This window comes from Streptomyces sp. NBC_00154 (assembly GCF_026342835.1).
In the GTDB taxonomy this organism is placed as follows: Bacteria; Actinomycetota; Actinomycetes; order Streptomycetales; family Streptomycetaceae; genus Streptomyces.
The window spans coordinates 4,803,939-4,827,520 of the sequence record NZ_JAPEMI010000001.1 but is presented as its reverse complement, the minus strand read 5'-3'; the positions used below and the strand labels follow the sequence as shown (position 1 = coordinate 4,827,520).

Annotated in this window: 16 protein-coding genes and 3 pseudogenes; 11 read left to right on the top strand and 8 right to left on the bottom strand. The window is 69.9% G+C overall.

Going from position 1 to position 23,582, the window contains the following annotated elements; all coding sequences use genetic code 11:
- The first annotated feature begins 191 nt into the window (after nt 1-191).
- Both OHA03_RS21635 and OHA03_RS21630 read left to right on the top strand, forming a co-directional pair.
- Nucleotides 192-854 (top strand): ScbR family autoregulator-binding transcription factor, encoded by a 663-nt coding sequence (locus tag OHA03_RS21635; protein WP_267005445.1) that lies wholly within the window; start codon nt 192-194, stop codon nt 852-854.
- Between the two features lie 504 nt (nt 855-1,358).
- A complete protein-coding gene (locus OHA03_RS21630; RefSeq protein WP_267005444.1) occupies nt 1,359-2,261 on the top strand; it encodes a glycosyltransferase family 2 protein in 903 nt (300 codons plus the stop codon).
- 128 nt (nt 2,262-2,389) lie between these two features.
- Here OHA03_RS21630 and OHA03_RS21625 read toward each other — a convergent pair whose 3' ends face one another.
- Nucleotides 2,390-3,196: a hypothetical protein gene (locus OHA03_RS21625; RefSeq protein ID WP_267005443.1), complete on the bottom strand. Its 807-nt coding sequence runs from the start codon at nt 3,194-3,196 to the stop codon at nt 2,390-2,392.
- Between the two features lie 303 nt (nt 3,197-3,499).
- Between OHA03_RS21625 and OHA03_RS21620 the strand changes: the two genes are divergently transcribed.
- Nucleotides 3,500-3,709: a hypothetical protein gene (locus OHA03_RS21620; RefSeq protein ID WP_267005442.1), complete on the top strand. Its 210-nt coding sequence runs from the start codon at nt 3,500-3,502 to the stop codon at nt 3,707-3,709.
- Between the two features lie 97 nt (nt 3,710-3,806).
- On the opposite strand, the gene OHA03_RS21615 is transcribed toward OHA03_RS21620, so the two are convergent.
- The 5 genes and pseudogenes from OHA03_RS21615 to OHA03_RS21595 form a co-directional block, all read right to left on the bottom strand.
- Nucleotides 3,807-5,921, bottom strand: coding sequence for a glycoside hydrolase family 6 protein (locus tag OHA03_RS21615; RefSeq protein WP_267005441.1), 2,115 nt, complete (start codon nt 5,919-5,921; stop codon nt 3,807-3,809).
- A 234-nt stretch (nt 5,922-6,155) separates the two neighbouring features.
- A pseudogene (locus OHA03_RS21610) lies at nt 6,156-6,914 on the bottom strand (cellulose binding domain-containing protein); the annotation flags it as partial.
- Between the two features lie 30 nt (nt 6,915-6,944).
- Nucleotides 6,945-7,637: pseudogene (locus OHA03_RS21605) on the bottom strand (hypothetical protein); the annotation flags it as partial.
- 95 nt (nt 7,638-7,732) lie between these two features.
- On the bottom strand, nt 7,733-10,477 hold the full coding sequence (locus tag OHA03_RS21600; protein WP_267008119.1) for a glycoside hydrolase family 48 protein: 2,745 nt from the start codon (nt 10,475-10,477) through the stop codon (nt 7,733-7,735).
- A 113-nt stretch (nt 10,478-10,590) separates the two neighbouring features.
- A complete protein-coding gene (locus OHA03_RS21595; RefSeq protein WP_267005440.1) occupies nt 10,591-12,123 on the bottom strand; it encodes an endo-1,4-beta-xylanase in 1,533 nt (510 codons plus the stop codon).
- Between the two features lie 637 nt (nt 12,124-12,760).
- Between OHA03_RS21595 and OHA03_RS21590 the strand changes: the two genes are divergently transcribed.
- Entirely contained in the window at nt 12,761-13,909 is a 1,149-nt protein-coding gene (locus OHA03_RS21590; protein ID WP_267005439.1) for a winged helix DNA-binding domain-containing protein, read from the top strand.
- 193 nt (nt 13,910-14,102) lie between these two features.
- Here OHA03_RS21590 and OHA03_RS21585 read toward each other — a convergent pair whose 3' ends face one another.
- Complete coding sequence (locus tag OHA03_RS21585) at nt 14,103-15,032, bottom strand: LLM class F420-dependent oxidoreductase (RefSeq protein WP_267005438.1); 930 nt, start codon at nt 15,030-15,032, stop codon at nt 14,103-14,105.
- 288 nt (nt 15,033-15,320) lie between these two features.
- Between OHA03_RS21585 and OHA03_RS21580 the strand changes: the two genes are divergently transcribed.
- The 7 genes and pseudogenes from OHA03_RS21580 (at nt 15,321) to OHA03_RS21550 (ending at nt 21,298) form a co-directional block, all read left to right on the top strand.
- Nucleotides 15,321-15,728 (top strand): archease, encoded by a 408-nt coding sequence (locus OHA03_RS21580; RefSeq protein WP_267005437.1) that lies wholly within the window; start codon nt 15,321-15,323, stop codon nt 15,726-15,728.
- A 26-nt stretch (nt 15,729-15,754) separates the two neighbouring features.
- Complete coding sequence (locus OHA03_RS21575; protein ID WP_267005436.1) at nt 15,755-16,738, top strand: CapA family protein; 984 nt, start codon at nt 15,755-15,757, stop codon at nt 16,736-16,738.
- Between the two features lie 5 nt (nt 16,739-16,743).
- A complete protein-coding gene (locus tag OHA03_RS21570) occupies nt 16,744-18,171 on the top strand; it encodes an RtcB family protein (RefSeq protein ID WP_323181243.1) in 1,428 nt (475 codons plus the stop codon).
- 298 nt (nt 18,172-18,469) lie between these two features.
- A pseudogene (locus OHA03_RS21565) lies at nt 18,470-19,111 on the top strand (dienelactone hydrolase family protein); the annotation flags it as partial.
- 207 nt (nt 19,112-19,318) lie between these two features.
- On the top strand, nt 19,319-19,741 hold the full coding sequence (locus OHA03_RS21560; RefSeq protein WP_030926101.1) for an RlpA-like double-psi beta-barrel domain-containing protein: 423 nt from the start codon (nt 19,319-19,321) through the stop codon (nt 19,739-19,741).
- Between the two features lie 11 nt (nt 19,742-19,752).
- Nucleotides 19,753-20,367 (top strand): cell wall protein, encoded by a 615-nt coding sequence (locus OHA03_RS21555; protein ID WP_267005435.1) that lies wholly within the window; start codon nt 19,753-19,755, stop codon nt 20,365-20,367.
- A gap of 31 nt (nt 20,368-20,398) precedes the next feature.
- Nucleotides 20,399-21,298 (top strand): MauE/DoxX family redox-associated membrane protein, encoded by a 900-nt coding sequence (locus OHA03_RS21550; RefSeq protein WP_267005434.1) that lies wholly within the window; start codon nt 20,399-20,401, stop codon nt 21,296-21,298.
- Between the two features lie 130 nt (nt 21,299-21,428).
- Here the strand turns inward: OHA03_RS21550 and OHA03_RS21545 are convergent, their stop codons facing one another.
- Complete coding sequence (locus OHA03_RS21545; protein ID WP_267005433.1) at nt 21,429-23,462, bottom strand: glycoside hydrolase domain-containing protein; 2,034 nt, start codon at nt 23,460-23,462, stop codon at nt 21,429-21,431.
- Nucleotides 23,463-23,582 lie beyond the last annotated feature (120 nt).

Sequence of the window (23,582 nt, the reverse complement as noted above, 5' to 3'; positions counted from 1 at the left end):
GAAATTTTTCCTGTCGACCTGAGCGCGGCGTCGAGACCGCGCGTGAGGTGAGCTGAACCATGAAGTTCCCCCCCAGAGGATCCATGTGAGATGCCTGTCACCCCCGCAGTAAGATACTGACAGCCCGGTTTTCGATTCCAGCCATACCCCTGTGGTGCTGACCACGCCACGACTAGAGAGACACGTAGCTGATGGCACAGCAGGCGCGCGCGATCCAGACTCGACGGTCGATCCTGGTGGCGGCCGCCGCCGTTTTCGACGAGCGCGGCTACAGCAGCGCCACCATCAGCGAGATCCTCGCGCGGGCGGGGGTGACCAAGGGCGCGCTGTACTTCCATTTCAACTCCAAGGAAGAGCTGGCGCTCGGCGTGATGGATCTCCAGCTGGACGTCGTTCCGCTGCCGCCCCAGCTGACGAAGCTCCAGGATCTGGTGGACCAGGGCATGCTGCTCGCCCACCAGCTCCGTCATGAACCCTTGGTGCGGGCCAGCGTCGGACTGGCGATGGACCAGGGGGTCGAGGGCCTCGACCGGGGCACCCCGTTCCGGGCCTGGATAGATCGGCTCGAACAGCTGCTCGGCGCGGCGAAGAACCAGGGCGAGCTCCTGCCGCACGTCCAGCCGGGCGAGACCGCAGAACTGCTGGCGGGCGCCTTCTCCGGCGTTCAGGTGATGTCCCAGGTCCTGTGCAACCGCGAGGACTTGGGGCGCCGGATCTCCGTACTCCTGCACTACATCCTGCCGAGCATTTCGACGCCCGCCGTGCTGGCCACCCTCGACATGGCCGAAGACCGCGGCGAACGGCTGCTCACCTCTCTCGAAACCGTACCGAGCCAGGCCGCCGCCACCGGCTGACCATCCGGAACTGGCCCGTCCGGTCCGGGACCGTACCGGACGGTCTTCAACGACGACCGGCAGCAGAGCCTGTGGAACGTCCCCCGGCACCGGCCTCGACAGGGCCGATCGGGCGTAATCGATGGCAACGGTCCGATGATTCGGGGCAGCGGCGGAAGTCTTGGATCCGACCGCACGAATCGAGAAGGTGGATCGATGGCGACCGACCTGCACGACATCCTGGATGCACACGTCAGCAAGGGGACGGGGCCCACGCCGCCCGCGCTGATACGGGACTTCCGGCGGTACGCGGCGGACGCCTGAGGCCGCCGGCCGCGGCCGTCGTCGGCCGGATCGAGCGCCGCCGTATCGCCACCCACGAGTGCCCGACGCCGCGCCCGGCTCCCGACAGCCCGACGTCACGTACCGGACACCGGTCAACCTGCCGTGACAGGGCGGCATCCGGAACCTGAACAGCAAGCGACTACGATCACGGGCACCGCAGCGAGCCCAGGAGTGCTGACCTTGTCCGAACCGCGCATCGGCGTATCCATCGTGACCATGGGCGACCGCCCGCAGCAGGTCGAAGCCCTGTTGGCCTCGATCGCCATACAGGACGTCCTGCCCACCCGTCTCGTCATCGTGGGCAACGGCACCTCGCTGCCGGACTTCACCGCCGTCCCCGGCCTGTCCGACCTGGCCGGCGGTGTGACCACGATCGAGCTCGACGAGAATCTCGGCTGCCCCGGCGGCCGTAACGTCGCCATCCGCCGACTCGCGGAACTCGGTGACGTGGACGTCGTCGTCGAGCTGGACGACGACGGACTCCTCGTCGACAACGGTGTACTGCGCAAGGTCCAGGAGATGTACGCCGCCGACCCGAAGCTCGGCATCGTCGGCTTCCGCATCGCCGACGAACACGGCGAGACGCAGCGCCGCCATGTCCCCCGGCTGCGCGCCACCGACCCGATGCGCCGCGGCCCGGTCACGGCGTTCCTCGGCGGCGGCCACGCCCTCTCCATGAAGATGCTTGCCGAAACCGGCCCGTGGCCCGCGGAGTTCTTCTTCACGCACGAGGAGACGGACCTGTCCTGGCGGGCGCTCGATGCGGGCTGGAAGATCCTGTACGAACCCGACCTGCTGCTCCAGCACCCCAAGACATCCCCGGCCAGGCACTCGGTCTACTACCGGATGACAGCCCGCAACCGGGTCTGGCTGGCCCGCCGTAACCTGCCTCTCCCACTGGTCCCGGCCTACCTGGGCACCTGGACCCTCCTCACCGTGGCCCGCACCCGTTCCGCCACGGGTCTGCGCGCCTGGGCCGGCGGCTTCGCCGAGGGGGTCCGCACCCCGTGCGGCCGACGGCAGCCGATGCGGTGGCGCACGGTGTGGCGCATGACGATGCTGGGGCGGCCGCCGGTCATCTGAGGGGCGCCGCAGGCCGACCCCCACCCCGTGGGGCGGAGCCTTCCGGCACGTGCCGGCACGTGCGCCGGACCGACTACGAGTCGCTGGACTCCCCACGCCGGTAGCGGACTCGCGACCGCCGGGCGCTCTCATCCGAATCCCTGCCAGGAGGCCGTGGGCGCGGATGAAACCTGCCACTGGTCGAGGATGCCGTCCCAGTCGTGCATCGGCGCGGAGCCGAAAGTGGTGGATGAAGACTGCTGGTCCCATACCGCCTCCTGGTGCGGCGGGCGGGGCTGGCCGGGGTAGTACCACTGTCGGGGCTGGGGCATCGCGGGCGCCTCGGTGCCGTCGACGCGCCGATGACGGCCGGAACGGTCCAGCGGCGGCGAGGTATGCGTGAGGCGGCCCTGTGCCTCCAGATACCGGGTGCGTGCGACGAGGCGGGGGAGATCGAGACCGAGCTCGCTCGCCAGCACGGCGAGGTCGGTCCCGGTGCTCCACGCTCCGACCAGGACCGCGTCGACGGCCGTCGACGACGCCGTCACGTGGACCGGTTCGTCAGTGACCGGCGTATGAGGGAGGCTCGGAGCGGCCGGAGTCTCGTGGGACACCTGCCTCTCCTCCGGTTCCGGGTACGGAGGGCATCCGTCCGCGTCTTCGGCAGGAGGCTTGTACGCATCGGCAGCGTGATGATCCAGGAGCGCCTTGGCGATGGCCCGGGCGTCCTCCTTTCCCACGGTGCGGCGGGCCAGGCGTACTTCGCGTTCATGGAGCCCGAGGAGTTCGGCGACGGTCCCGTCGCTTCCCAGCGTCACCGCGAACGCGGCCAGCGTCCGCATGCGGTCCGCATTTCGTTCGTCAAGGTCCCCCTGCGCACGGCGTACATCCTCGTCATTCCCGAAATAGGCCCGCGCCAGTACGGCATGGCGCTCCCACATCTCCCTCGGTTCCATGCCTGGAGCAACGTCTCTGTTACGGATTTGAAGCGATATTCGATCTAAAGGCATCAAGAAAGGTGAAACGCCATCTAATCATTCTGTGTCGCACTCTAGTTACTCATATGGGTGCTGATCGTTACCACCGTCATGAACGCACCCACATCCGCCACCGCTACCGCTACCGGCAGAGGCACCGCGACATCCATTCCGCACCCCTCGCAGCCCTCCCGCGCATCCCATGCCCGGCCGCGTCCGCGGCCCCAGCTGGATGCGCCGCACGGAGCACGCACATCACGGGGGCAACTTGCCGGCGCGTTCGTGGCGGGTCAGACGTACACCGAGGCGGCGAGCGAGACACCGCTGTACGCCGAACTGGTCGCAAGCTGGACCGCAAGCGCCGCTACGGTGCCCGGCATCCCTGACTCCGAATGGCAACGCCTGACCTCCTACCAGTCCTTTCTCCGTGAGGTCGAGTCGGTCCTCAGGGACCTCCGCCCCCACCGCGCCCCCGACATGCTGCGCAGATGAAGCGTGATGCGGCCAGATGCCCGTCGCTCCCGCCGCCGCGATACGGAAGCGGCAACGGGAGCGACGGAACAGGTGGCGCAAGGGGTGACGGGCAGGATCAGGGGGCGGTGCCCCAGGTGAGGGTGGAGCCCACGTAGACGCCGATCTTCGACGCGTCGGCGTAGGCCGTGTTGGTGGAACGGCTGTAGTCGTCAACCTCGTTGAAGTTCGACCAGTCGCTCTTGTTCAGGCGCAGCTGGATCTCCCCGGTGGAGGCTCCCGCAGCCAGGGTGCCGCTGCCGAAGCCGACCTCCAGGTAGTGGCTGGCCCCGGCGGCCGAACTGCCGGAGGCCGTCACGCCGGTGGTCACACTGCCGCAGCCCAGCACCGCGTAGTCGCAAGCGGTGCCGAAGGTGCTCGCGCCGGCCTCGGGGGTGAACCAGTAGCGCACCTTCACCGTGGACAGGTTCACCGCGGTGCTCCCGGTGTTGACCAGTTGCAGGCCCATCCGGATCTGGTTGTCGGTGGCCGAGGAGTCGTTGTTCTTGTACTGGACCTTGAGGGTGCCGGTGCCGGTTCCGCCGCCCGCGGACGTGGTCGCCGAGACGGCGGCGGAGGCCGCCGAGACGTTCCCGGCCGCGTCCCGGGCCTTGACCGTGTAGCTGTACGCCGTCGAGGCGGTGAGCCCCGTGTCGGTGAACGAGGTCGTGGCCGAGGAGCCCACCTGCACCCCTGCGCGGTAGACGTCGTAGGCGGTCACGCCGGTGTTGTCGGTCGAGGCCGACCAGGACAGCGAGACGCTGCCGCTCGTCTTCCCCGTGACCGTCAGGCCGGTCGGCGCGGAAGGCGCCTGGGTGTCGTCGTCACCGCCGCCGCCGCCGAGGGGCGGGTACGCGTTGCGCACCAACTCCTGGAACTGGGCGGAGAACCAGTGGCCCGCCAGCGGCGAGTTGGCAAGTGCACCGGTCGGGCTGTTGCCGTTGCGCCCGTTGCCCCCGTACGTCGGGTCGCACATCTGGTCGAAGCCCTTGCCCTCGTCGTTCTCGACGGGCTGGCTGTTGCCGTCCGACTCGCCCGGAGGCTTGGCCCAGACGTATGCGTCGATCCCGGCTTCCGGGGCACTCGTGGGCCGCTCACCGATGCCGGCGCCCGACTGGTTGCACCAGTTCCCCGGGTGGATACGGCGGTCGATCCGGCCGCCGTTGACATAGTCGTCGACGTTCGTCAGCGGACCGGCGGCGGTGGGCCGGGCGGAGCCGCCCCAACCGTTGCGGGCCGTGTCGATGAGCATGCCGATGTTCGAGGCGAAGCCCTGGTTGACCAGTTCCGTGCGCAGGGCCTGTGCGAAGGAGAGCTCGTCGACGTAGAAGTTCCAGTCCACCCACTTGGACTGACGCACCGTCGTACCGTTCACCGAGTCGGTGACCTTGAAGTACGGCTCCTTCAGGGCCGAGTAGTTGGCCGTGTTGACGATGAAGCCCTGGACGTCCGCGACCGTGGCGCCCTCGGTTGTCGCGGCCTTCTTGAACTCCTGGGCCGCCGGGACGAAGTTGGTGTCCCAGCCCAGCCAGCCGTGGTGACCGGCGTCGACGTAGTTGTAGACATTGGGAATGGCACCCAGGGTGTGGAGCGCGTAGCCGACGCCCTTCTCGTAGTTGCCGTTCGCCTTCATGGTCGCGCACTGGGTGGTGGATCCGGCGGTGCCGCCCGCGTTGGTGACGAGGTTGGGCAGCGAGTCCGGCTCGATGATCGTGACGATGCGCAGGTTCGCGTACGCGGGGTCGTCGAGGACGTCGGCAATGGGGTTGATGTACTCGGTCTTGTACCGGTCGAGTTCGGTGGGACCGAGTTCACCGTTGGAGGCCAGTGCGGCGCAGTCGCGTCCCGGAAGGTCGTAGATGACGACCTGGAAGAGGTTCGCGCCCTGGTCGAGCGCCTCGTCGAGGTGCTCGCGCAGGCTCATCGCGTCGCCGGCGCCCTCGATGGCCGCGATGCGGTCCATCCAGACGAACGAGGGTTCGTCGGCGATGACGCTGCCGCCCGGCTCCGCGGCGGCCTTGGCGGACCACTGCGGGTTCACGTACGCCTTGGCACCGGCGTACGGGTTGTCGACGCGGGCCGCGGCGGAGGCCGGGGTGGGAACGGCCACGGCCAGGGCCGCTCCGATCGCCAGCGCGGAGAGCGCGGCGAACTTCCTGCGTATCCCGTGCAGCGTGGAACTTCGTGATCTCATTGCGGCTCCGTATTCCTTTCGTACGTACGCCTCCGGGCACTCCCCGAGGGCGGGTTCAGGGGTTGTTCTGGGCCCCGCGGTGCTTGCGGCTCGGTGCCCCTTTCTCGTCCGGGGGCTTGGGAGGACGTTCCTGGGCGGGTACGTGGTCGGGGCAGTGCCCCGATGGCGGGAGGAGCGGGGTGGGCATCCCGCCATCGGGAGTGCGTAGTTGTGCTGTGCGTGACCGGTGGGAACTCAGGGGGCGGCGCCCCAGACGAGCGTTCCGTCGACGTACACGGCCACCTTCGAGGCATCTGCATAGGCGGTGTCGGTCGCCCTGCTGTAGTCGTCGGCCTCGTTGAAGTTCGACCAGTCGGTCTTGTTGAGTCGCAGCTGGATCTCACCGGTCGAGGCACCCGCGGCCAGGCTGCCCGCGCCGCCGGTGAAGCCGACCTCCAGGTAGTGGTCGGCCCCCTGTCCGGCGCCGGCGGAGGACACCACGCGATGCGTGACACTGCCGCAGCCGATCGCGGCCCAGTCACAGTTGGTGCTGTACGTGGTGGCGCCGGACTCGCCGCTGAACCAGTAGCGGACGGTGGCATCCGACAGGTCCACGGGTTGCGTGCCGGTGTTCACCAGCCGCAGGCCGGGCCTGATCTGGTTGTCGCCCGGGGACGAGTCGTTGTTCTTGTACTGCGCCTTCAGCGTGCCGCTCCCGGTGCCGCCGCCCTGAGCGGTCGTCGCCGTGACCGCGGCGGAGGCCGCCGAAGTGTTCCCGGCGGCGTCCCGGGCCCTGACCGCGTAGCTGTACGCCGTCGAGGCGGTGAGCCCGGTGTCGGTGAACGACGTGGTGGCCGTGGTCCCGGCCTTCACGCCGTCCCGGTAGACGTCGTACGCCGTGACGCCGGTGTCATCCGTCGACGGTGTCCAGGACAGGGCGGCCGTACTGCTGGTCGTCCCGGTGACCCGGAGGTTCGCCGGCACCGCCGGGGTGACTGTGTCGCCCTCGCCGCCGCTGTCCGCGCTCGCCGTGAAGGAGAAGCTCTTGGTGCCGAGTCCCTGGCCGCCCTGCCAGATCTCGAACCCGGCCTCGGCGTCGATCAGATAGTGCGCGGGATTGATCTGGCCGCGTGTGACGGCGTCGTCGATCAGGCTCTTCACATCGAGATCGGCGAACTCGGTGGCGCCCTGCTGCAGTACGTACGAGATGACCTTCCAGCCGGAGGCGCCGGGCCCCGTCCAGACGTCCCACGCCTTGCCGTCGAGCTGCACCGTGCCGGTGCGGGAACCGATCGGCTGGGCTCCGCCGCGGTGGTTCATCCAGATCATCACCTCGGTCCCGTCCGGCTGGTCGTCGGTGACAGGAGTCGAGTTGAACCAGAGGTCCATCGAGACGTTGTACGCACCCGAGTCGACCTGGGTCGTGGACCAGGAGGTGCGGGTGCTGGCGAGTTCGTCGACGCGCAGCGGCAGTCCGCTGTCCGTCGTGCACGCACCCCAGTGGCAGCCCTTGTAGCTGGAGGGGTACGTGGCGGGGGCGCCGTTGGTCGGGAGCGCGAAGGACGACTCCGTGACGCTCCAGGCCCCGGTCTCCGGGTCGACGCTCACACACTGCCGGGCCGTGGAGTTCCACTCGTTCTGCTGGTAGATGTACTCGCCGCCCTGGAGCTCGGTGGTCCCCCAGGCGGTGCAGTCGGTCACCGGCACGGCCGCGGCCGGAGCGGCGCCGGTGAGCATGGATGCGGCGGCGAGCAGCAGCGCCGCGGCGGTGGCGGCGAGGGGCGGGAACCAGCGACTGCGGTGGCGGGCCGCCGTGTTCGTGAGGAGTCCGCTCACGGCTCCACTCCCCAGGCGAGAGCCGAGCCCACATAGGCGGCGAGGCGGGGGGCGTCGGCGTAGGAGGTGCTGGTGGCGCGGCTGTAGTCGTCGGCCTCGTTGAAGTTCGACCAGTCGGACTTGTTCAGTCGCAACTGGACCTCGCCGGTCGAGGCGCCGGCGGCCAGGCTGCCCGCGCCGCCGGTGAAGCCGACCTCCAGGTAGTGGTCGGCCCCGGTCTTCGGGCTGCTGACCGTCACCACCGTGTGGTTGATGTTCGACGATCCGAGTGCGGCGTAGTCGCAGTACGTGGAGAAGGTGCTCGCACCGGCCTCGGAGCTGAACCAGTACCGGACCTTGACCGTGGACAGATCGACCGGGGCGCTGCCCGTGTTGACGATCTGCAGTCCGAGCCGGATCTGGTTGTCGGTGGCCGACGAGTCGGTGTTCTTGTACTGGACCTTCAGCGAGCCCGTTCCGCCACCGCCCGATTTCGTGGTGGCGGAAACGGTCGTGGAGAGCGCCGAGGTGTTGCCGCCCGCGTCCCGCGCCGCCACCGCGTAGCTGTACGCGGTCGCGGCGGCGAGGCCCTGGTCCGTGAACGTTCGCGTCGTCGCGCTGCCGGCGAGTACCCCGTTGCGGTACACGTCGTAGCCGGTGACGGCGACGTTGTCGGTGGACGCGGACCACGACAGCGACACGCTGTTGTTCGTCGTCGCGGTGACCGTCAGCCCGGCCGGTGCCGTCGGTGGTTCGGTGTCACCGCCGCCGTCCCCCTCCACCAGCAGTTCGGCGTAGATCGAGAAGGCGAGCGCGAGCGCGGCCTGGGCCCAGAACCGGTGGTACGTGAAGGTGGGTGCCGGACCGCCGTCCAGGTAGGCCTGAACCTTGGGCCAGTCCGGGTCGTCCCGGTACCAGGACCGCATGCCGATGAAGGTGACGCCCGGCTCGACCGTGTCGCCGCCCGGCATCTCGCCGGACCACCCGTCGGGTACGAACACCTCGTCGTCGAACCGGTTGTAGTCGGCCCTGGTCTCCGGTACCGCGATGCCCTTGTCGTCGGCGTTCAGTGCCATCGCGTCGAGCAGGGCCTTGGCCAGGGCCCCGGCGGCCGCGTCGCCCGATTTGGCGGCGTAGTAGGTCAGTGTCTTGACGTAGGCGGCGCCCACCCCGACGTCGTTGGAGTAGTCCACGACCGAGACGTGCAGCCCCGCGTTGTTCCCGGGGGACGTCGGGTTCCAGGTGTCCGGCTTGCCCGTCCAGTTGAGGGTGGAGGGGAAGCGGTAGCTGCCGTCCGCGCCGACGGTGGTCTTCCCGGAGGCCCAGGCGACCCATTTGGACAGGACGGCCTTGGCGGTCGCGTTGCCGGTGACGTAGTAGTACGCGGCGACGCGCTCCATGCCCCACACCTGGAAGCCGAACCAGTTGTTGCTCGGCGGGTCGTGGTAGACCGGCTGCCAGTCGTACGCCATGCCGTAGAACGTCGGTGTGCCGGCCGACGGGGTTCCGTACTTCCCGTCCCAGCTGTTGGTGCAGCCCCCGGCGAAGGCGCCTTCGGCGGACTGCAGCCACTGCAGGAACTCCAGCTGCCTGGTCAGACTCTTCGCCCAGTCGGTGCGCGCCGTCGCCGACTTGGGGGTCAGCGCCGGGACATTGGACAGAGCCCATGCGGCGAGCGGGTTCTGGTAGCCCTGGTGGGAGGCGCCGTCGCCGATGCGCCAGGCCCACCCGCCGCCGCTCCCCGCGGCCGCGCCGCCCCAGGCGTAGTACCACGACAGGAGATAGTGCTGGGAGTCACGGCCGGACGCGGCCGGGCAGGAGTTGGGATCCGTGCAACTGCCGATCCGCTTGAAGTACTTGTCGAACATGGCATAGCGGAGGTAGTCACCCATCTTGGCGGCCTTGGCCACCGACGCGGCGATCTCGCCCTCCTTGCCCTGGGCGGCGGCCCAACGGTACGCCCAGTAGGCGGCCTGTACCGCACGGGCGTCGGCGTCCGGGGCATTGGTGTACTTCCACTGCTCGGCATAGCTCGCGTCGTCGACGAACAGATCGAGAAAGCCGTTCGGACCGCCGTAGTTGAAGAGATCGGTGGTCGGCTGCGGGATGGTCTCCCACACCGACTCCTGCGCCCCGCGCTGATAGGTGTTGATGAACGACGGTCCGGGTCCCGGTCCCGACTCGCCGCCGGTGCCCGGCTTGTTGCCGTAGCCGTAGGTGTTGTCCAGGTCCATCAGCCAGTGCATGCCGTAGACGTCCATCGTGCCGTAGGACGCGGCCAGTTCCGTGGCGATGGGGTCCGAGCCGACCGGGACCGAACTGTTCAGGGCGGACGGATAGTTGTCGGGCAGCGGCCATTCGGGCGCGTAGGTCGCCGGGGAGCTCGGGTTGTACGCGTCGGCGGTGGGCTGATCGGCGTGCTGCGGGATGATGGTGCGCTCCGCGATCGCCCAGGCTTCGTTGAAGGGGGTCCAGTCCCCTGTCACCCGGCCGTACGCAGCCTCCAGCCACATCCAGAAACTGACGGCCTCGGAGGTCGTCTCGTGGCCGTGGTCCGGCGCTTCGACCATCAGCGTCTCGGCCGAGTGGTACGGAAGACCGTCCGGGCTGAAGTAGCCGTTGCCGGCCGCCTTGATCTTGCCGTACTGGGTGAGGAACGCCTGGGTGTACGGGTCGTCGGCCGCCGCGGCACGGGCGCCTTCGCCCGTCGGAGTGGCGGGCTCGGCCACGGCGGTGCCCTGGGTCAGGCCCATCGCGATCAGGCTGCCGCTCAAGGCAGCACTGAATGTTCTACGTGATATCGACACAAATCCTCCGTTGGCGAGTGTCGTAGGGGGAAGGAGGGGAGGGAGGGCCGTGCAGGTGGTGCGGACTGTCAGGGCTCGATGCCCCAGGCGAGTTCGCCGCCGATGTAGACCGCGACCTTCGGGGCGTCCGCGTAGGAGGTCCCGGTGGTGCGGCTGTAGTCGTCGGTCTCGTCGAAGTTCGACCAGTCGGTCTTGCTCAGCCGCAGCTGGATCTCACCGGTGGAGGCTCCCGCCGCCAGGCTGCCGCTGCCGAAGCCGACCTCCAGGTAGTGGTCGGCGCCGGCCTTCGGGGAACTCACGGCGGCCACCCGGTGGGTGATGGTGGAGCAGCCGAGTGGGGACCAGTCGCACCACGTGCCGTACGAGGATGCCCCGTTGTCGCCGGTGAACCAGTAGCGCACCTTCACCGTGGACAGATCGACGGCAGCGCCGCCGGTGTTCACCAGTTGGAGGGCGGGCTTGATCTGGTTGTCTCCGGCGGCCGGGTCACTGTTGCGGTACTGGGCCTTGAGCGCGCCGGGTTCACCGCCGCCGCCTTCGTCGTCGCCGCCCAGTGCGGTGCGCACGGCAGCGTACGAGGCCTTCGGCCGGAGGTTCTCGTCGTAGAGGCTGGCCGCACCCTGCCCGGGGAACGCGTCGGGGACCCAGGAGTACTTGTCCGTGTAGTCCCAGACCGTGATGCCGACGCACCGCACCACCGCGAGGCAGGCCTCGACGACGTTCCGGTAATAGGCGGCCTGCGTGGCGAGCTTGGCCGCGTCGGCGGGCAGCTGCATACGTACGTCGAGTTCGGTGACGGCGACATCGAGCCCGAGGTCGGCGAAGCGCTGCAGGTTCTGCTGCATGCCGCCCGGGAATCCGTACTGGACGGCGAGATGCCCCTGGAACCCGACTCCGTCGATCGGCACGCCCTCGGCGACCAGTTCGCTCACCAGGTCGTACATGGCATTGCTCTTCGCGCCCAGGCCCTCGGTGTTGTAGTCGTTGATGTAGAGCTTGGCGTCCGGGTCCGCGGCGTGGGCGGCGCGCAGGGCGGTGGCGATGTAGTCGCTGCCCATGGCGTTGTAGAAGGGGCTCGTGCGGAAGGTCCCGTCGTCGTTGAACGGCTCGTTCACGACGTCCCAGGCGGCGACCTCACCGCGGTAGTGGCCGGCGACCTCGGCGATGTGGTTCGTCATGGCTGCTTCCACCTGCGCCGACGGCAGGGCGGCGACCCAGCCGGGCAGCTGGCTGTGCCAGACGAGCGTGTGGCCACGCACGGTCTGCCCGTGATCCCGCGCGAAGTCGGTGATCACATCGCCCTTGGCGAAGCCGAACTGCCCCTGCTGCGGCTCCGTGGTGTCCCACTTCATGGAGTTGCCGGGAGTGATCTGACCGAATTCGGAACCCAGGGTGGCGGCGTAGGCGGCGTCGGGCAGTTCGGGGTTGTCGGTGGCGGAGCCGAAGTATTTCCCGTGGGCGGCGGCCAGGTCGTGGAGGGTGCTCTGCTCGGCCGCCGCGGCCGGCGCTCCCGCCAGGGATGCGGCGACTGCACATGCGGTGAACAACAGGACCGGCAGCCCGCCGGGGCAGCCGTGCGTGGAGCGCTTTACCAGACTCATGACATTCGCTTTCCTCGGCCGAGAACAGCCGGGGACGTGGGTGCGCGGCAGCGCCCATGCCTCCGGTTCACGTCTCGAAGATGGGGGGTGCGGAGGGTAAGGAAGCGTGCAAGTCTTGATGGTGGGAGCGCTCCCAAAGTGGCGTGGTGATAGGCACCTGTCAAGTGTTGAATCACAACTGCCTTACGTACTCGTTAACTTGAACGCACACCGCCGGTCGCTTCGCGGCACACAACAGCAGGTCCGGGCCGGGGTCGCGATCCGGAATCACTTGCGGACCCACCGCGCGCCCGGCGACCGCCGCCTGCACCGCATTCCGACCGGACGATCCTCCTCTCCGGTGACCACCCGCCCGGCCCCATGCACCCTGCCCCGGTACGCCACTGCCGGAACATCTCCCTCCGGAGGTCGCCACCCGGCCCGGGACCGTGGCAACCCGCTGGCCGAAAATCGCCCGCCGAAGACCACTGCGCACGGGCCCGCAACGGTGCCCCATGCACGGAAGTTCGCGTGGAAGAATCCCGACGGCGGGCAGCTCTCGATCGGGCGCCGGCGTACAGGTCGGGGTGCACAGCCGGGTACTTCGCGGGCATCCTCGGTGCCGGGTCCACGACATGGGGAATGAGACGGTCACGGCATGAGAATCACGGCGCGAGGGCTCAACCGCTCCACGCTTGCCCGGCAATTGCTGTTGGAGCGGGAGACGCTCGGCGTCGGGGATGCGGTACGGCGCGTGGTCGCACTGCAGGCGCAGCAGGCGGCGTCGCCCTACCTCGCGCTGTGGAACCGGCTCACCGGCTTCGACGCGGCCGACCTCGACACTGCCTTCGCCGGCCATGAGGTCGTCAAGGCGACTCTCATGCGGATCACGTTGCACGCGGTCCACATCGACGATTTCCGGGCCTTTCATGAGGCCGTGCAGCCGTCGCTGCGTGCCGCCAGGCTGGGTGACCGCTTCACGGTGTCCGGGCTGACCGCCGAGGACGCCGACGCACTGGTTCCGGAGCTGCTGGCGTTCGCCGACCGGCCTCGCACGGCTGCGGACTGCATGGCTTGGCTCACGCAGCGGCTGGGCGCGCAGCCGCAGCCCGGAGCGTGGTGGGGGCTGCGGCAGTACACGCCACTGCTGCACGCACCCACCACGCCACCATGGTCGTTCGGCCCCCGTCCGTCGTACGTCGCGCCCCCGACCCGGCCTGCCCGGGCAGACCCGGAGGTGTCCGCCGCGTCCCTGCAGACGCTGGTCCTGCGCTATCTCGAGGGGTTCGGGCCGGCATCGGTGGCGGACCTGGCCCAGTTCGCGCTGGTCCAGCGAGCCAGAGCCAGGACGGCACTGCAGGCGCTCGCCGGTGACGGTGACATCGAGCGGCTGGAAGGGCCGAACGGCGTGGAGCTGTTCGACACCCCGGGCGGGTCGCGTCCGGACGAGGACACACCGGCACCGCCCCGGCTGATGGCCATGTGGGACAGCATCCTGCTGGCCTACTCCGACCGCAGCCGTGTCATCCCACCGGACTACCGCACGCTCGTCACCCGCAGGAACGGCGACGTGCTGCCGACCCTGCTGGTCGACGGGTACGTCGCCGGCATATGGCGTCCGGCCGAGGGAGGGATCGAGGCGACCGCCTTCCACCACCTGCCGGACGACGTCTGGGAGCAACTCGCCGCCGAGGCGCGGTCACTGACGGCCTTCCTCGCCGACCGCGAACCGGAGGTCTATCGCCGTTACGACCACTGGTGGAGCAAGCTGCCGAGCGCCGAGGCCCGACTGCTCCCCGGGGATTGAGGCGGCGCCCCGGACATGCGCCGGGATCACCCGGCGCGGGACCATCGGTCCGCGGGTGCCCCCACGGTCCGCGGCGGACATGGACGGACCGGGCGGAGGTGACCAATACCCGATGAGGGGATGCAGTGGCGTGCTGTCGGCCGCCGCGATCCGTCCCGCCGGACGGTGGACCGGCACTCCCCCGGTACGACCGTCAGACGCCCGCTGCTCGGGCCGCCTGATACACCTCGGCCGCCACGTCGACGAGTTCGGCGGCGTCACGCGTCGTTGCCTGGAGGTCCAGCAGGATCTCGGGTACGCCCGTTTCGGCATGTGCCGCCAGGTCCTCGACGATCTGAGCCACGCTGCCCCTGAAGGGCTGCCGGTCCGCGCCCTCGAACGGCTTGGTGCTGTACATCGCGTTGGCACGGGCGCACACGCCGATCGGCCGGTCCCTGCCGCGCTCGGCAGCCAGGTCCTGCACCTTCCGCCACTGTTCGGCCAGTGTCGTGGCGCCCATGGCGACGGGCATCCAGCCGTCCGCCCGGTCCACCAGCCGGCGGGTGGCGCGCGGGCTGTTGGCCGGCAGATAGACCGGGATGGGGCGAACGGGCTTGGGGCCGACCTCGGCCGGTGCGATGGTGGTCAGCTCGCCCCGGTACGAGACCGGGTCCGGGCCCCAGACGGCCGCGCAGACGTCGAGCAGTTCGTCCAGGACCGCGCCACGCTTCTCGAAGGGAGCGACCGAGGCGGCTGCGTATTCGTCGAGTGACCAGCCGGTTCCGAGGCCCGCGATCACCCGGCCGCCGCTCGCGACGTCGAGCGAGGCGAGCGAACGGGCCAGCTGGAACGGTACGTGGAGCGGGGCGATCAGGACGCTGGTGCCGAGCCGGGCCCGGCCGGTGGCCGCGGCGGCCAGTGTGAGGGTGACCAGCGGGTCGGTGACGCTGCGGTACCCATCGGGCCACGGCAGCCCCGGTACGCCGTACAGCCCCTGGGTGGCCGGCTCGGGAAAGAGCACGCGCTCGAAGACCCACAGGCTCTCGTACCCGGCGTCCTCCGCCGCGCGTGCCACCGTGGCCACGTCGCGGCCGATGTCGTACTGCTTCATCTGCGGAAGACCGAGACCGAGCGAGACCGGCATGCTTGCACTCCTTCACGAGGACGACAGGTTCACGAGGACGACAGGACAACTACCGTATGTCACCCCTTGCTTGCCTGCGGTCAACGAGGCGGGCATCGGCGGGTGAATGTGTGCGCCGCCCCGTGCAGGTTGCCCCGGAGCGGTGTGCGGGACGACTCTGGAGGAGGCATCGCCTGCGGGTCGGGAAACCCGGCACCAGGCTGTGCATCCGGAGACGACGGAGAGGCGCCGACCGTGGACGGTCGGGAACCCGTGGGGAAGCAGCCCGGCGCGAGTGGACACGGGGCTGTGCCACACACCGCGGACATGCAGGTGGAGGCGTGGTCGCCGACGGCCGAGGGGTGCATCGGAGAGGCGGTGCGCGCCATGGTGGAGGGCTTCGCCGACACGTCCGGGGCCGCGGTTGTCGGTGACCGCGCATACGCGGTCACGGCGGAGTCCGACGAGGATCTGCTGGTGTCCGTCCTGGAGGAGGTCGTCTACCGGATGGATGTAGACGGTGAGATCCCGCTCGATGTGGAGGTGGGGTCCATCCGGCCGGCGGGGGCCGGCTTGGGCCTGTCGGTCCGCTTCCGGATGACCGACGCGGGCACCGCCGTGCCGGTCGGTGCGGTACCGAAGGCCGTTTCGCTGCACGACCTGCACATGCGTGGCGGCCCCGGCGGCTGGACCTGCCGGGTGACCATCGACGTCTGAGTGCAGGACGGGGAAGGGACGGGATCATGGCGCTCACGGTGGCACTGGCCGGCGACACCATGCTCGGGCGCAGCGTCGCCGAGGAGCTGCGCCGCTCGCCGACGCCGGGGACTCTGGTCTCCGCAGGGGTCAGGGAGGCGATCGCGGAGGCGGACCTGTTCGTGCTCAACCTGGAGTGCTGTGTCTCCGACCGCGGGCACCGCTGGCCCGACCCGCAAAAGGCCTTCTTCTTCCGCGCTCCCTCCGCCGCCGCGAAGGTGCTGGCCGAACTGGGCGTGAACTGTGTGACGCTCGCCAACAACCACGCTCTCGACTACGGGTTCGACGCCATGGCCGACACCCGCACCCTGCTGGCCGGGGCGGGCGTGCACGCGGTCGGCGCCGGCGCGACCGTACGCGCGGCCCGGGAGTTCGCGGTGCTGGAGGCGGGCGATGTGCGGCTTGCGGTGGTGGGCGCCACGGACCACCCGCAGGAGTACGCGGCCGGGGCGGACAGTCCCGGTGTGGCCTGGGCCGATCTCCACGCGGGGGTGCCCGACTGGCTGACGGAGTCGGTGGGCCGGGCCGCCGCGGCGGCGGATGTCGTGCTGGTCACTCCGCACTGGGGCCCCAACATGACCTCGCGGCCGCCGCGTCATGTCTCGGCCGCGGCCCCGGAGCTGCTGGCGGCGGGAGCGACGCTGGTCGCCGGGCACTCCGCCCATGTGTTCCACGGGATCGCCGACCGGATCCTGTACGACCTGGGTGACTTCGTCGACGACTACGCCGTCGACCCGGTCCTCCGCAACGACCTGGGGCTTCTCTTCCTGGTGACCCTGGACGGCCCGGATGCCGCGCACCTGGTTCCCGCCCGGGTGGAGGCGATGCCACTGGCCCTGGACTACTGCCACACCCGCCTGGCGCGCGGCGAGGACCGGGAGTGGATCCGCGAGCGGCTCACCACCGCCTGCGCCGAGTTCGGCACCGCCGTCGCCGATCGGACCGGTCGGCTGACGGTCGACTGGAGGTGAGGGACGTGGACATCGCACTGGTGGAGAAGGGCCCGTACCGCTTCCGTATCGAGCAGCGGGAACCGATGCGCGTACCCGGGATGGTGTTCGCCTCGCGGGCGCTGCTGCCACAGGCGGCCGGGGACAAGGCGCTGGAGCAGGTGGCGAACGTGGCGACGCTGCCCGGCATCGTCCGCGCCTCCTTCGCCATGCCCGACGTCCACTGGGGCTACGGCTTCCCGATCGGCGGGGTGGCCGCCACCGACATCTCCCGCGGCGGGGTGATCTCGCCCGGCGGCGTCGGGTTCGACATCTCCTGCGGCGTACGACTGCTGGCCGCAGACATCGACCATGAGGCGCTCGGCCACGACCGGCTGCGGCGGCTGATGGACATCCTCGACGGCACCATCCCGCGCGGCATGGGGCGCGGCGGGCTGTGGAAGCTGTCGGGCGCCGGGGAGATCGACGAGCTGCTGGTCGGCGGCGCTCGGTACGCGGTCGAGCACGGGCACGGTGTGCCGCGCGACCTCGCGCGCTGCGAGGACTACGGCGTCCTGGACGGCGCGGCCCCGGGGCAGGTGAGCAGGCGCGCCGTCGAACGCGGCCTCCACCAGGTGGGAAGCCTCGGCTCGGGAAACCACTTCCTGGAGGTCCAGGCGGTCGACCAGATCTTCGACACCGCCACCGCGGTGGCCTTCGGGCTGCGGGTGGGCCAGGTGTGCGTCATGATCCACTGCGGCTCGCGCGGCCTGGGGCACCAGGTGTGCACCGACCACGTCCGCGTGATGGACCAGGAACTGCACCGGCACCACATCCAGGTCCCGGACCGGCAGCTGGCCTGCACGCCGGTCGAGTCGCCGCGGGGCCACGCCTACCTGGGGGCGATGGCGGCAGCCGCCAACTACGGCCGGGCCAACCGCCAGCTGCTGTCCGAAGCCACCCGTCACGCCTTCGCGACGGCCGCGGGAGTCGGTCTGGATCTCGTCTACGACATCTCGCACAACACGGCGAAACTCGAGACCCATGAAGTGGACGGCGAGGCACGTCCACTGTGCGTCCACCGCAAAGGCGCGACGCGGGCGCTGCCGCCCGGCGACCCGAGCCTGCCCGAGGACCTCGTCCGGGCGGGCCAGCCGGTACTGGTCCCCGGGACGATGGGCACCGCCTCGTACGTGATGGTCGGCCTGCCCGGCAACGAAGCCTTCCACTCCGCCTGTCACGGCGCCGGCCGGGTCTGGAGCCGTCATCACGCGCTGCGCATGGTCCGCGGGGAGCAGCTTCGCGGCGAGCTGGAGGCCCGGGGCATCGCGGTACGCCCCTCCTCGTGGCGTGGTCTCGCCGAGGAGGCGCCGGAGGCGTACAAGGACGTCGACGCGGTCGCCGCGGTCACCGAGGGCGCCGGACTCGCCCGGCTGGTCGCCCGCCTGGTGCCGCTGGGCGTCGTCAAGGGATGATCCGGTACGCAGCGGGAGAGCGGGGACGCAGCTTCTCCGGAGGCCGGGACGGCGGCCGCGGTGGGCTCCGGCGGTGAAGTCGTCCGGCGCTCGCACCTCGGCGGAACGCGAGTAGCGTGGAGTGTAGGTGCAATCTCGCCAGGAGTCCGGTCGTGAGTCGGGAGCAGTGACGACAGATGGACGTCCTGGCCTGCGGACAACCTCGGGCGGAGGAGCTCACCCTCTCGAGGGAGTCGAGCAGCGGCACGAAAACGCAGCAACCGTGGGAGCTGCGGGAGGAGCGGGGATGGCGGCCGCGGATGTCGTCGTGCACGCCGGACCGGTCCGGCTCGGCGGGGAACTGACGGTCCCCGAAGGGGCCACGGGCATCGTGGTGTTCGCCCACGGCAGCGGCAGCAGCCGGCACAGCCCGCGCAACCGCTCCGTCTCGACCTCACTGAACAAGGCCGGGCTGGCCACCCTGCTGTTCGACCTCCTCACGGCGGAGGAGGAACTGGACCGGGCCAACACCTTCAACACGGCCCTGCTGGCCGGCCGCCTGACCGACGCCACCCGCTGGCTGCTCGAGCGGCCCGAGACCCAGGGCCTCGCGGTCGGCTACTTCGGGGCCAGCACCGGTGCGGCCGCCGCGCTGTGGGCGGCGGCGGAGCCGGACTCCCCGGCCGTTGCGGTCGTCTCGCGCGGCGGCAGGCCCGATCTGGCCGGGCCCCGCCTGCCGGCGGTGACCGCGCCCACGCTGCTCATCGTCGGAGGCGATGACGAGGTGGTGCTGGACCTCAACCGCCAGGCCCAGGCACTGCTGCGCTGTGAGAACCGGCTCGCCGTGGTCCCCGGCGCCACTCACCTGTTCGAGGAGCCCGGTGCTCTCGGGAAGGTGGCGGAGCTGGCCAGAGAGTGGTTCGCCGGGCACCTGGGTCATCGAGCAGGACCGGAAGGCTGACCACCGGCTCGCCACCCGGCCGACGAGGCCCTCGTCGATGCGGAACGAGGCCATCTATGCAACCCGCTTGTCTACGCGCATCATTGGGTTGCTTCGCTCGCACAACCATCCCCGGTCGCACCACGGGCATCCCCGCTTCACATGTGCCTGTCGACGGCCGGTCCAGTTCTTGTCATGCACTTGTCACTTCCTAGGAGGGGCAACACGATGGCTTGCGGATCAACCAGCCTGTGGGCCGGTGAAACCAGCTGGTTCTGCTGCGGCAACGCCTGGGGGCCATGCTCCAGTGCCGGCGGCGGCGCCTGCGGCAACTGCCAGTCCAGCGCACACCACGGCGCGTGGCCCAACGCCTCACAGGCGTGCTGGAACATCACCCGGCCCGACCTCTGCGGCGAGAACATCCCCAGACGCGGCTGTGGTGCGGTGATGAACGTCAAGCACCAGTGCTCGGGTGCGACGGTGTGCATCACGATCACCGACTGCGGCCCGCGCACCAAGGACTGGTGCGGAGAGGCGACTTGCTGCAACGGCACCTGTCGCACCAACCGCGTCCTCGACCTGACGCCGGCCGCCTTCTCGGCGATCGGCAACCTGAGCTCGGGCAAGCTGCCGGTCTACATCTACGAGTGAGGAGGACCGAGATGACCGTACGACACGACCGGGCCGACGCGATGCGTCGCCGGCGCTTCCTCACCAATGCCGCCCTCGGCGGCGCGACCATCATCGGCGCGACCGCGCTCGGCGGCCTCGACGCCGAGGCCGCCTTCGCCGCGGAACCCTCGCTCGACCCCGCGATAGCCAAGTCCACCTTCGTGGAGGGCCGCATCACGGGCATCACCGGCAGCATCCTGGAGGTGGCCGGATCCAATGGGGGCCACTCCCGGGTGCAGATGACCAACGTCACCAGCGTCTGGAAGGTGCGCGCCACCACAGCCGAAGTGATCGAGGTCGGCGACGGCCTCTACGCACGCGGCGTCAGGATGCCCGACGGCACCGTGGCCGCCGACGCGGTGTGGGTGAACATCGTGAATCTGGACACGCAGATCCGCGGCATCGCGAAGAACCGGCTGCACCTCGCCCACGGGCAGCACGAGCTGGTCGGCCACGTCGCCCCGGACGCCAGCGCCTCCTACGCGGGCCGCGCACTGACGTCCGACCTGTCCCGGCTGCGCATCGGGCAGAGCGCCCAGGTGCTCGGTGCCTGGCGGCCCTCCGACAACTCCGTGGACGTCGTCCGCATCTCCGTCGGGCACTGATACAGGCCCAAGGACACAGAGAGAGGAAGAGATGCTGTCACTGACAACGGGCCTCGCCCCGCTGGTCCTCGCGGGCCTGCTCGGCTGGACCGGAGCGGTCAAGGTGTTCAGCCGGGGCACCGCACGACAGGCGCCGAAGACGGCGCTGGCCCGCATGCTGCGCAGCAGTGAGCGGGCCACCACGGTGCTGCGCGCGACCGGCGCAGGTGAACTCCTGATCGCCGCAGGTCTGCTGGTGGTCCCGGCGAACCCGGTGCCGGGGGCCGCAGCCGCGGTCCTCGGGGCGGGCTTCCTCGGCTACCTCGGCTACGGCCGGGCCGTGGCACCGGAGTCCTCCTGCGGCTGCTCGGCAAGTGAGGACACCCCCATCACCTGGCGGGCGTTCGCGCGGGCGGCGGTCGTGCTCATCGGCGGGGCCACGGTGGCGGTGGCACGGGACACCTGGTGGCCGGCGGTCTCCGAGCGGCCTGCCGGTGCCCTTGTCCTCCTGGCCGGGGCGGTGGCGGTTCTGGTCGCCCTCTCGGCGGACCTCGACCGGTGGTGGCTGCTGCCACTGCGCCGGACGAGGCTGCGTGTCTTCGGGCACCCGCTCCTCGGCACCGCCACCGACCAGGTGCCGGTCGCGGCGAGCGTCGAACTCCTGGAGAACTCCCTTGCCTGGCAGGCCGCCGCACCCGTGGTCCGGTCCGCCCTGCTGGACCACTGGGAGGACGACGGCTGGCGCATTCTCCAGTACTCGGGTGTGTACGGGGACCGGGAGAACGCGCGCCCGGTCGCGGTGGTGTTCGCACTCGACGCCACGGCCGGCCGCGACACCGGTGAAGACCCGATCGTCCGTGTCAGTTATGTCGACGCGGACAGCGGGGAGGCGGTGGCCGTGGACGAACTGCGCGCGGCGCCGTCGCGAAGGATCCTGCCGATGGCGGGCTGACGCCACGGATGAATCGCCGCCCGCGCAGACCTCCGGAACACAGCGCAGCGGCAGCGCCGGACCGAAAGCCGGGTCCGGCGCTGCCCGGGGGCTCGCCCCCCCTGGTTGCTGTCGTCGAGAAGCTAGTTCCTCACCAGCCGCCGGAGCTGATCTCGACGCGGGCGTTGAGGCCGCCCTTGCCGGTGCCCTTGTAGAAGTAGAGCTTTCCGGTGGCACCCGGTTCGGACTTGACGGCCATCAGGTCACCCGTACCGTCACCGGTGAAGTCGGCGCCGGCGTAGTCCGAGATGCCGTTCCAGCCACGGGAGCCGATCTCCGTGCGGGAGGGACCGGCGTCGATGGTGCCGTTGCCGTGGCCCTTGTAGAGGTAGAGCTTCCCGGTGGACTTCTCGGTGGCGACGATGTCGTCCCTGCCGTCCCTGTTCATGTCACCGGGACTGACGATCTTGTCCATGCCGTTCCAGCCGTAGGAGCCGATCTCCGTCCGGGAGGGACCGGCGTCGATGGTGCCGTTGCCGTGCCCCCGGTAGAGGTAGAGCTTCCCGGTCGACTTCTCGACACCGCCGAGGTCATCCCTGCCGTCACCGGTGAAGTCACCGACGAAGATGTTGCTGATCCCGTTCCAGCCGCCGGAACCGATCTCCTTACGACTGGCCAGCCCGCTGCCCGTACCGGGGTAGAGGTAAAGCTTTCCGCTCGCGACCGCGGTGCCGACGAGATCGTCCCTGCCGTCCGAGTTGAAGTCACCGACGGCCAGCTTCGCCATGCCGTTCCAGCCACCCTTGCCGAGCAGCAGCGGCGCAGTCAGGGTTCCCGTGCCCGTACCGGGGTATAGCCACAGGTTGCCCGTCGTCACCTGAACGGCCACCAGGTCCTTCTTGCCGTCCCCGTTGAAGTCACCGGCCGTCAGATTTGTCATACCCGGGTCGCCCGTGGTCGCAGCCGCGCCGACGTCGACGTAGTTCCGGTCGATGTTGATCGTCGTCCCGCTGTACGACTCGGTGACATTGCCCGAGTACTGGTGAACACGCTGATGGTCGGACCAGTACCCGGCGGGGATGTTCACGTCGGCGGTGTTGGCCACACCGTTCCAGTTGCCGACCCAGACCACGTCCGGACGTACCAGCGTCGAGGACGAGTAGACGGAGGCGAGGTCCTTGATGCCACTGGAGGAGGAGCTGTACACGCCTGACCGGTAGCGCAGTTCGTGCAGACGGGCGGACCAGCCGGAGAGGTAGTTGAGGACGTTGGTGCGGTAGCCCGAGGAGTACGCCTCCATGTCGATGTAGAGCACCGTGCCGGGGACGAATCCGAGCGCTTGTGCCAGATCGACAGCCGCATCGGCGGCCGACCGGCCCTGGCTGGTCGCGCTCGAGGAGGAGATGCTCCCCGCTTGGAGGCCCGCGTAGATGGGGAGCAGATGCCAGCCACGGTTGCTCTGCTCGGCCACCCATGAAGCGGTGAGGTTCGGCTGGGAGCAGGCCCGGCTCGGCCCGCCCATGTAGATGCCCACCCCTCTGTAGGGCGAGGACGCCCAGTTCGCCATGGCGCCGGAGGAGGGTGCCGAGCAGGCGTCGAAGGCTTTGCCGGTGTAGCCGGTACTCGGGATCGCGGAGGCGGCGGCCGGGAGAGCCGGCGCCCGGGGCGTCGGAACGGTCTGCGGCTCGGCCGTGCTGCCGGTGGTGGCGGAGCCCAGGATCTTCTCGATCGCGGCCGACGACGAGCCGTAACTGACGGTTGCATAGACGCCGGCGCCTTCGAAGGCCAGCCGCACTTCACGGGAGTCGCCGGCCGGGAGGGCCCTGGGAGCGGGGGAGCCCGCCGGGACGTTCACGGTGGGCACATCCTCTCGGGGCGTAGCTCCGGTGAACGGCTCCAGCACAATCGCTTCGGTCTTTGCCGCGATCAGGTGGGTGGGGCAGGACTGCTGGGCTCCCGGATGCCCCAGGTACACGGTGTGCTGATCGAGTCGTACGCAGGTCTTCGGGTCCTTCTCCAGATCCACCAGCCTCCACCCGGCCGGAACGTCGATGGAGAGTCCCCCGTACTCGACGTGGGCGAGCGATTCCGCCGCCGACGCGGGGGCGGAGGGCTGGAACGTGGCGGTCAGTCCGATGGCGGCAATGAAGGCAGAGGCTGAACGGCGCAGATGTCGGATCTTCATTCTCTCTTCCCGGAGTTGGGCCGATGTGGCACGGCCGGCGCGGTCGGGGCGCGGCAGCGCACAGAGGCAGGGCAGGGCCGCAGTGAACCCGGACCCGCCTGGTGGGGCGCCACCAGCCGC

Excerpts from the sequence above, each read along its gene's own strand:
- OHA03_RS21560 (WP_030926101.1), top strand. The coding sequence starts at position 19,319 with ATGGCTTGCGGATCAACCAGCCTGTGGGCCGGTGAAACCAGCTGGTTC.
- OHA03_RS21635 (WP_267005445.1), top strand. The coding sequence starts at position 192 with ATGGCACAGCAGGCGCGCGCGATCCAGACTCGACGGTCGATCCTGGTG.
- OHA03_RS21555 (WP_267005435.1), top strand. The coding sequence starts at position 19,753 with ATGACCGTACGACACGACCGGGCCGACGCGATGCGTCGCCGGCGCTTC.
- OHA03_RS21625 (WP_267005443.1), bottom strand. The coding sequence starts at position 3,196 with ATGGAACCGAGGGAGATGTGGGAGCGCCATGCCGTACTGGCGCGGGCC.
- OHA03_RS21575 (WP_267005436.1), top strand. The coding sequence starts at position 15,755 with ATGGCGCTCACGGTGGCACTGGCCGGCGACACCATGCTCGGGCGCAGC.
- OHA03_RS21615 (WP_267005441.1), bottom strand. The coding sequence starts at position 5,921 with ATGAGATCACGAAGTTCCACGCTGCACGGGATACGCAGGAAGTTCGCC.
- OHA03_RS21595 (WP_267005440.1), bottom strand. The coding sequence starts at position 12,123 with ATGAGTCTGGTAAAGCGCTCCACGCACGGCTGCCCCGGCGGGCTGCCG.
- OHA03_RS21545 (WP_267005433.1), bottom strand. The coding sequence starts at position 23,462 with ATGAAGATCCGACATCTGCGCCGTTCAGCCTCTGCCTTCATTGCCGCC.
- OHA03_RS21585 (WP_267005438.1), bottom strand. The coding sequence starts at position 15,032 with ATGCCGGTCTCGCTCGGTCTCGGTCTTCCGCAGATGAAGCAGTACGAC.
- OHA03_RS21550 (WP_267005434.1), top strand. The coding sequence starts at position 20,399 with ATGCTGTCACTGACAACGGGCCTCGCCCCGCTGGTCCTCGCGGGCCTG.
- OHA03_RS21590 (WP_267005439.1), top strand. The coding sequence starts at position 12,761 with ATGAGAATCACGGCGCGAGGGCTCAACCGCTCCACGCTTGCCCGGCAA.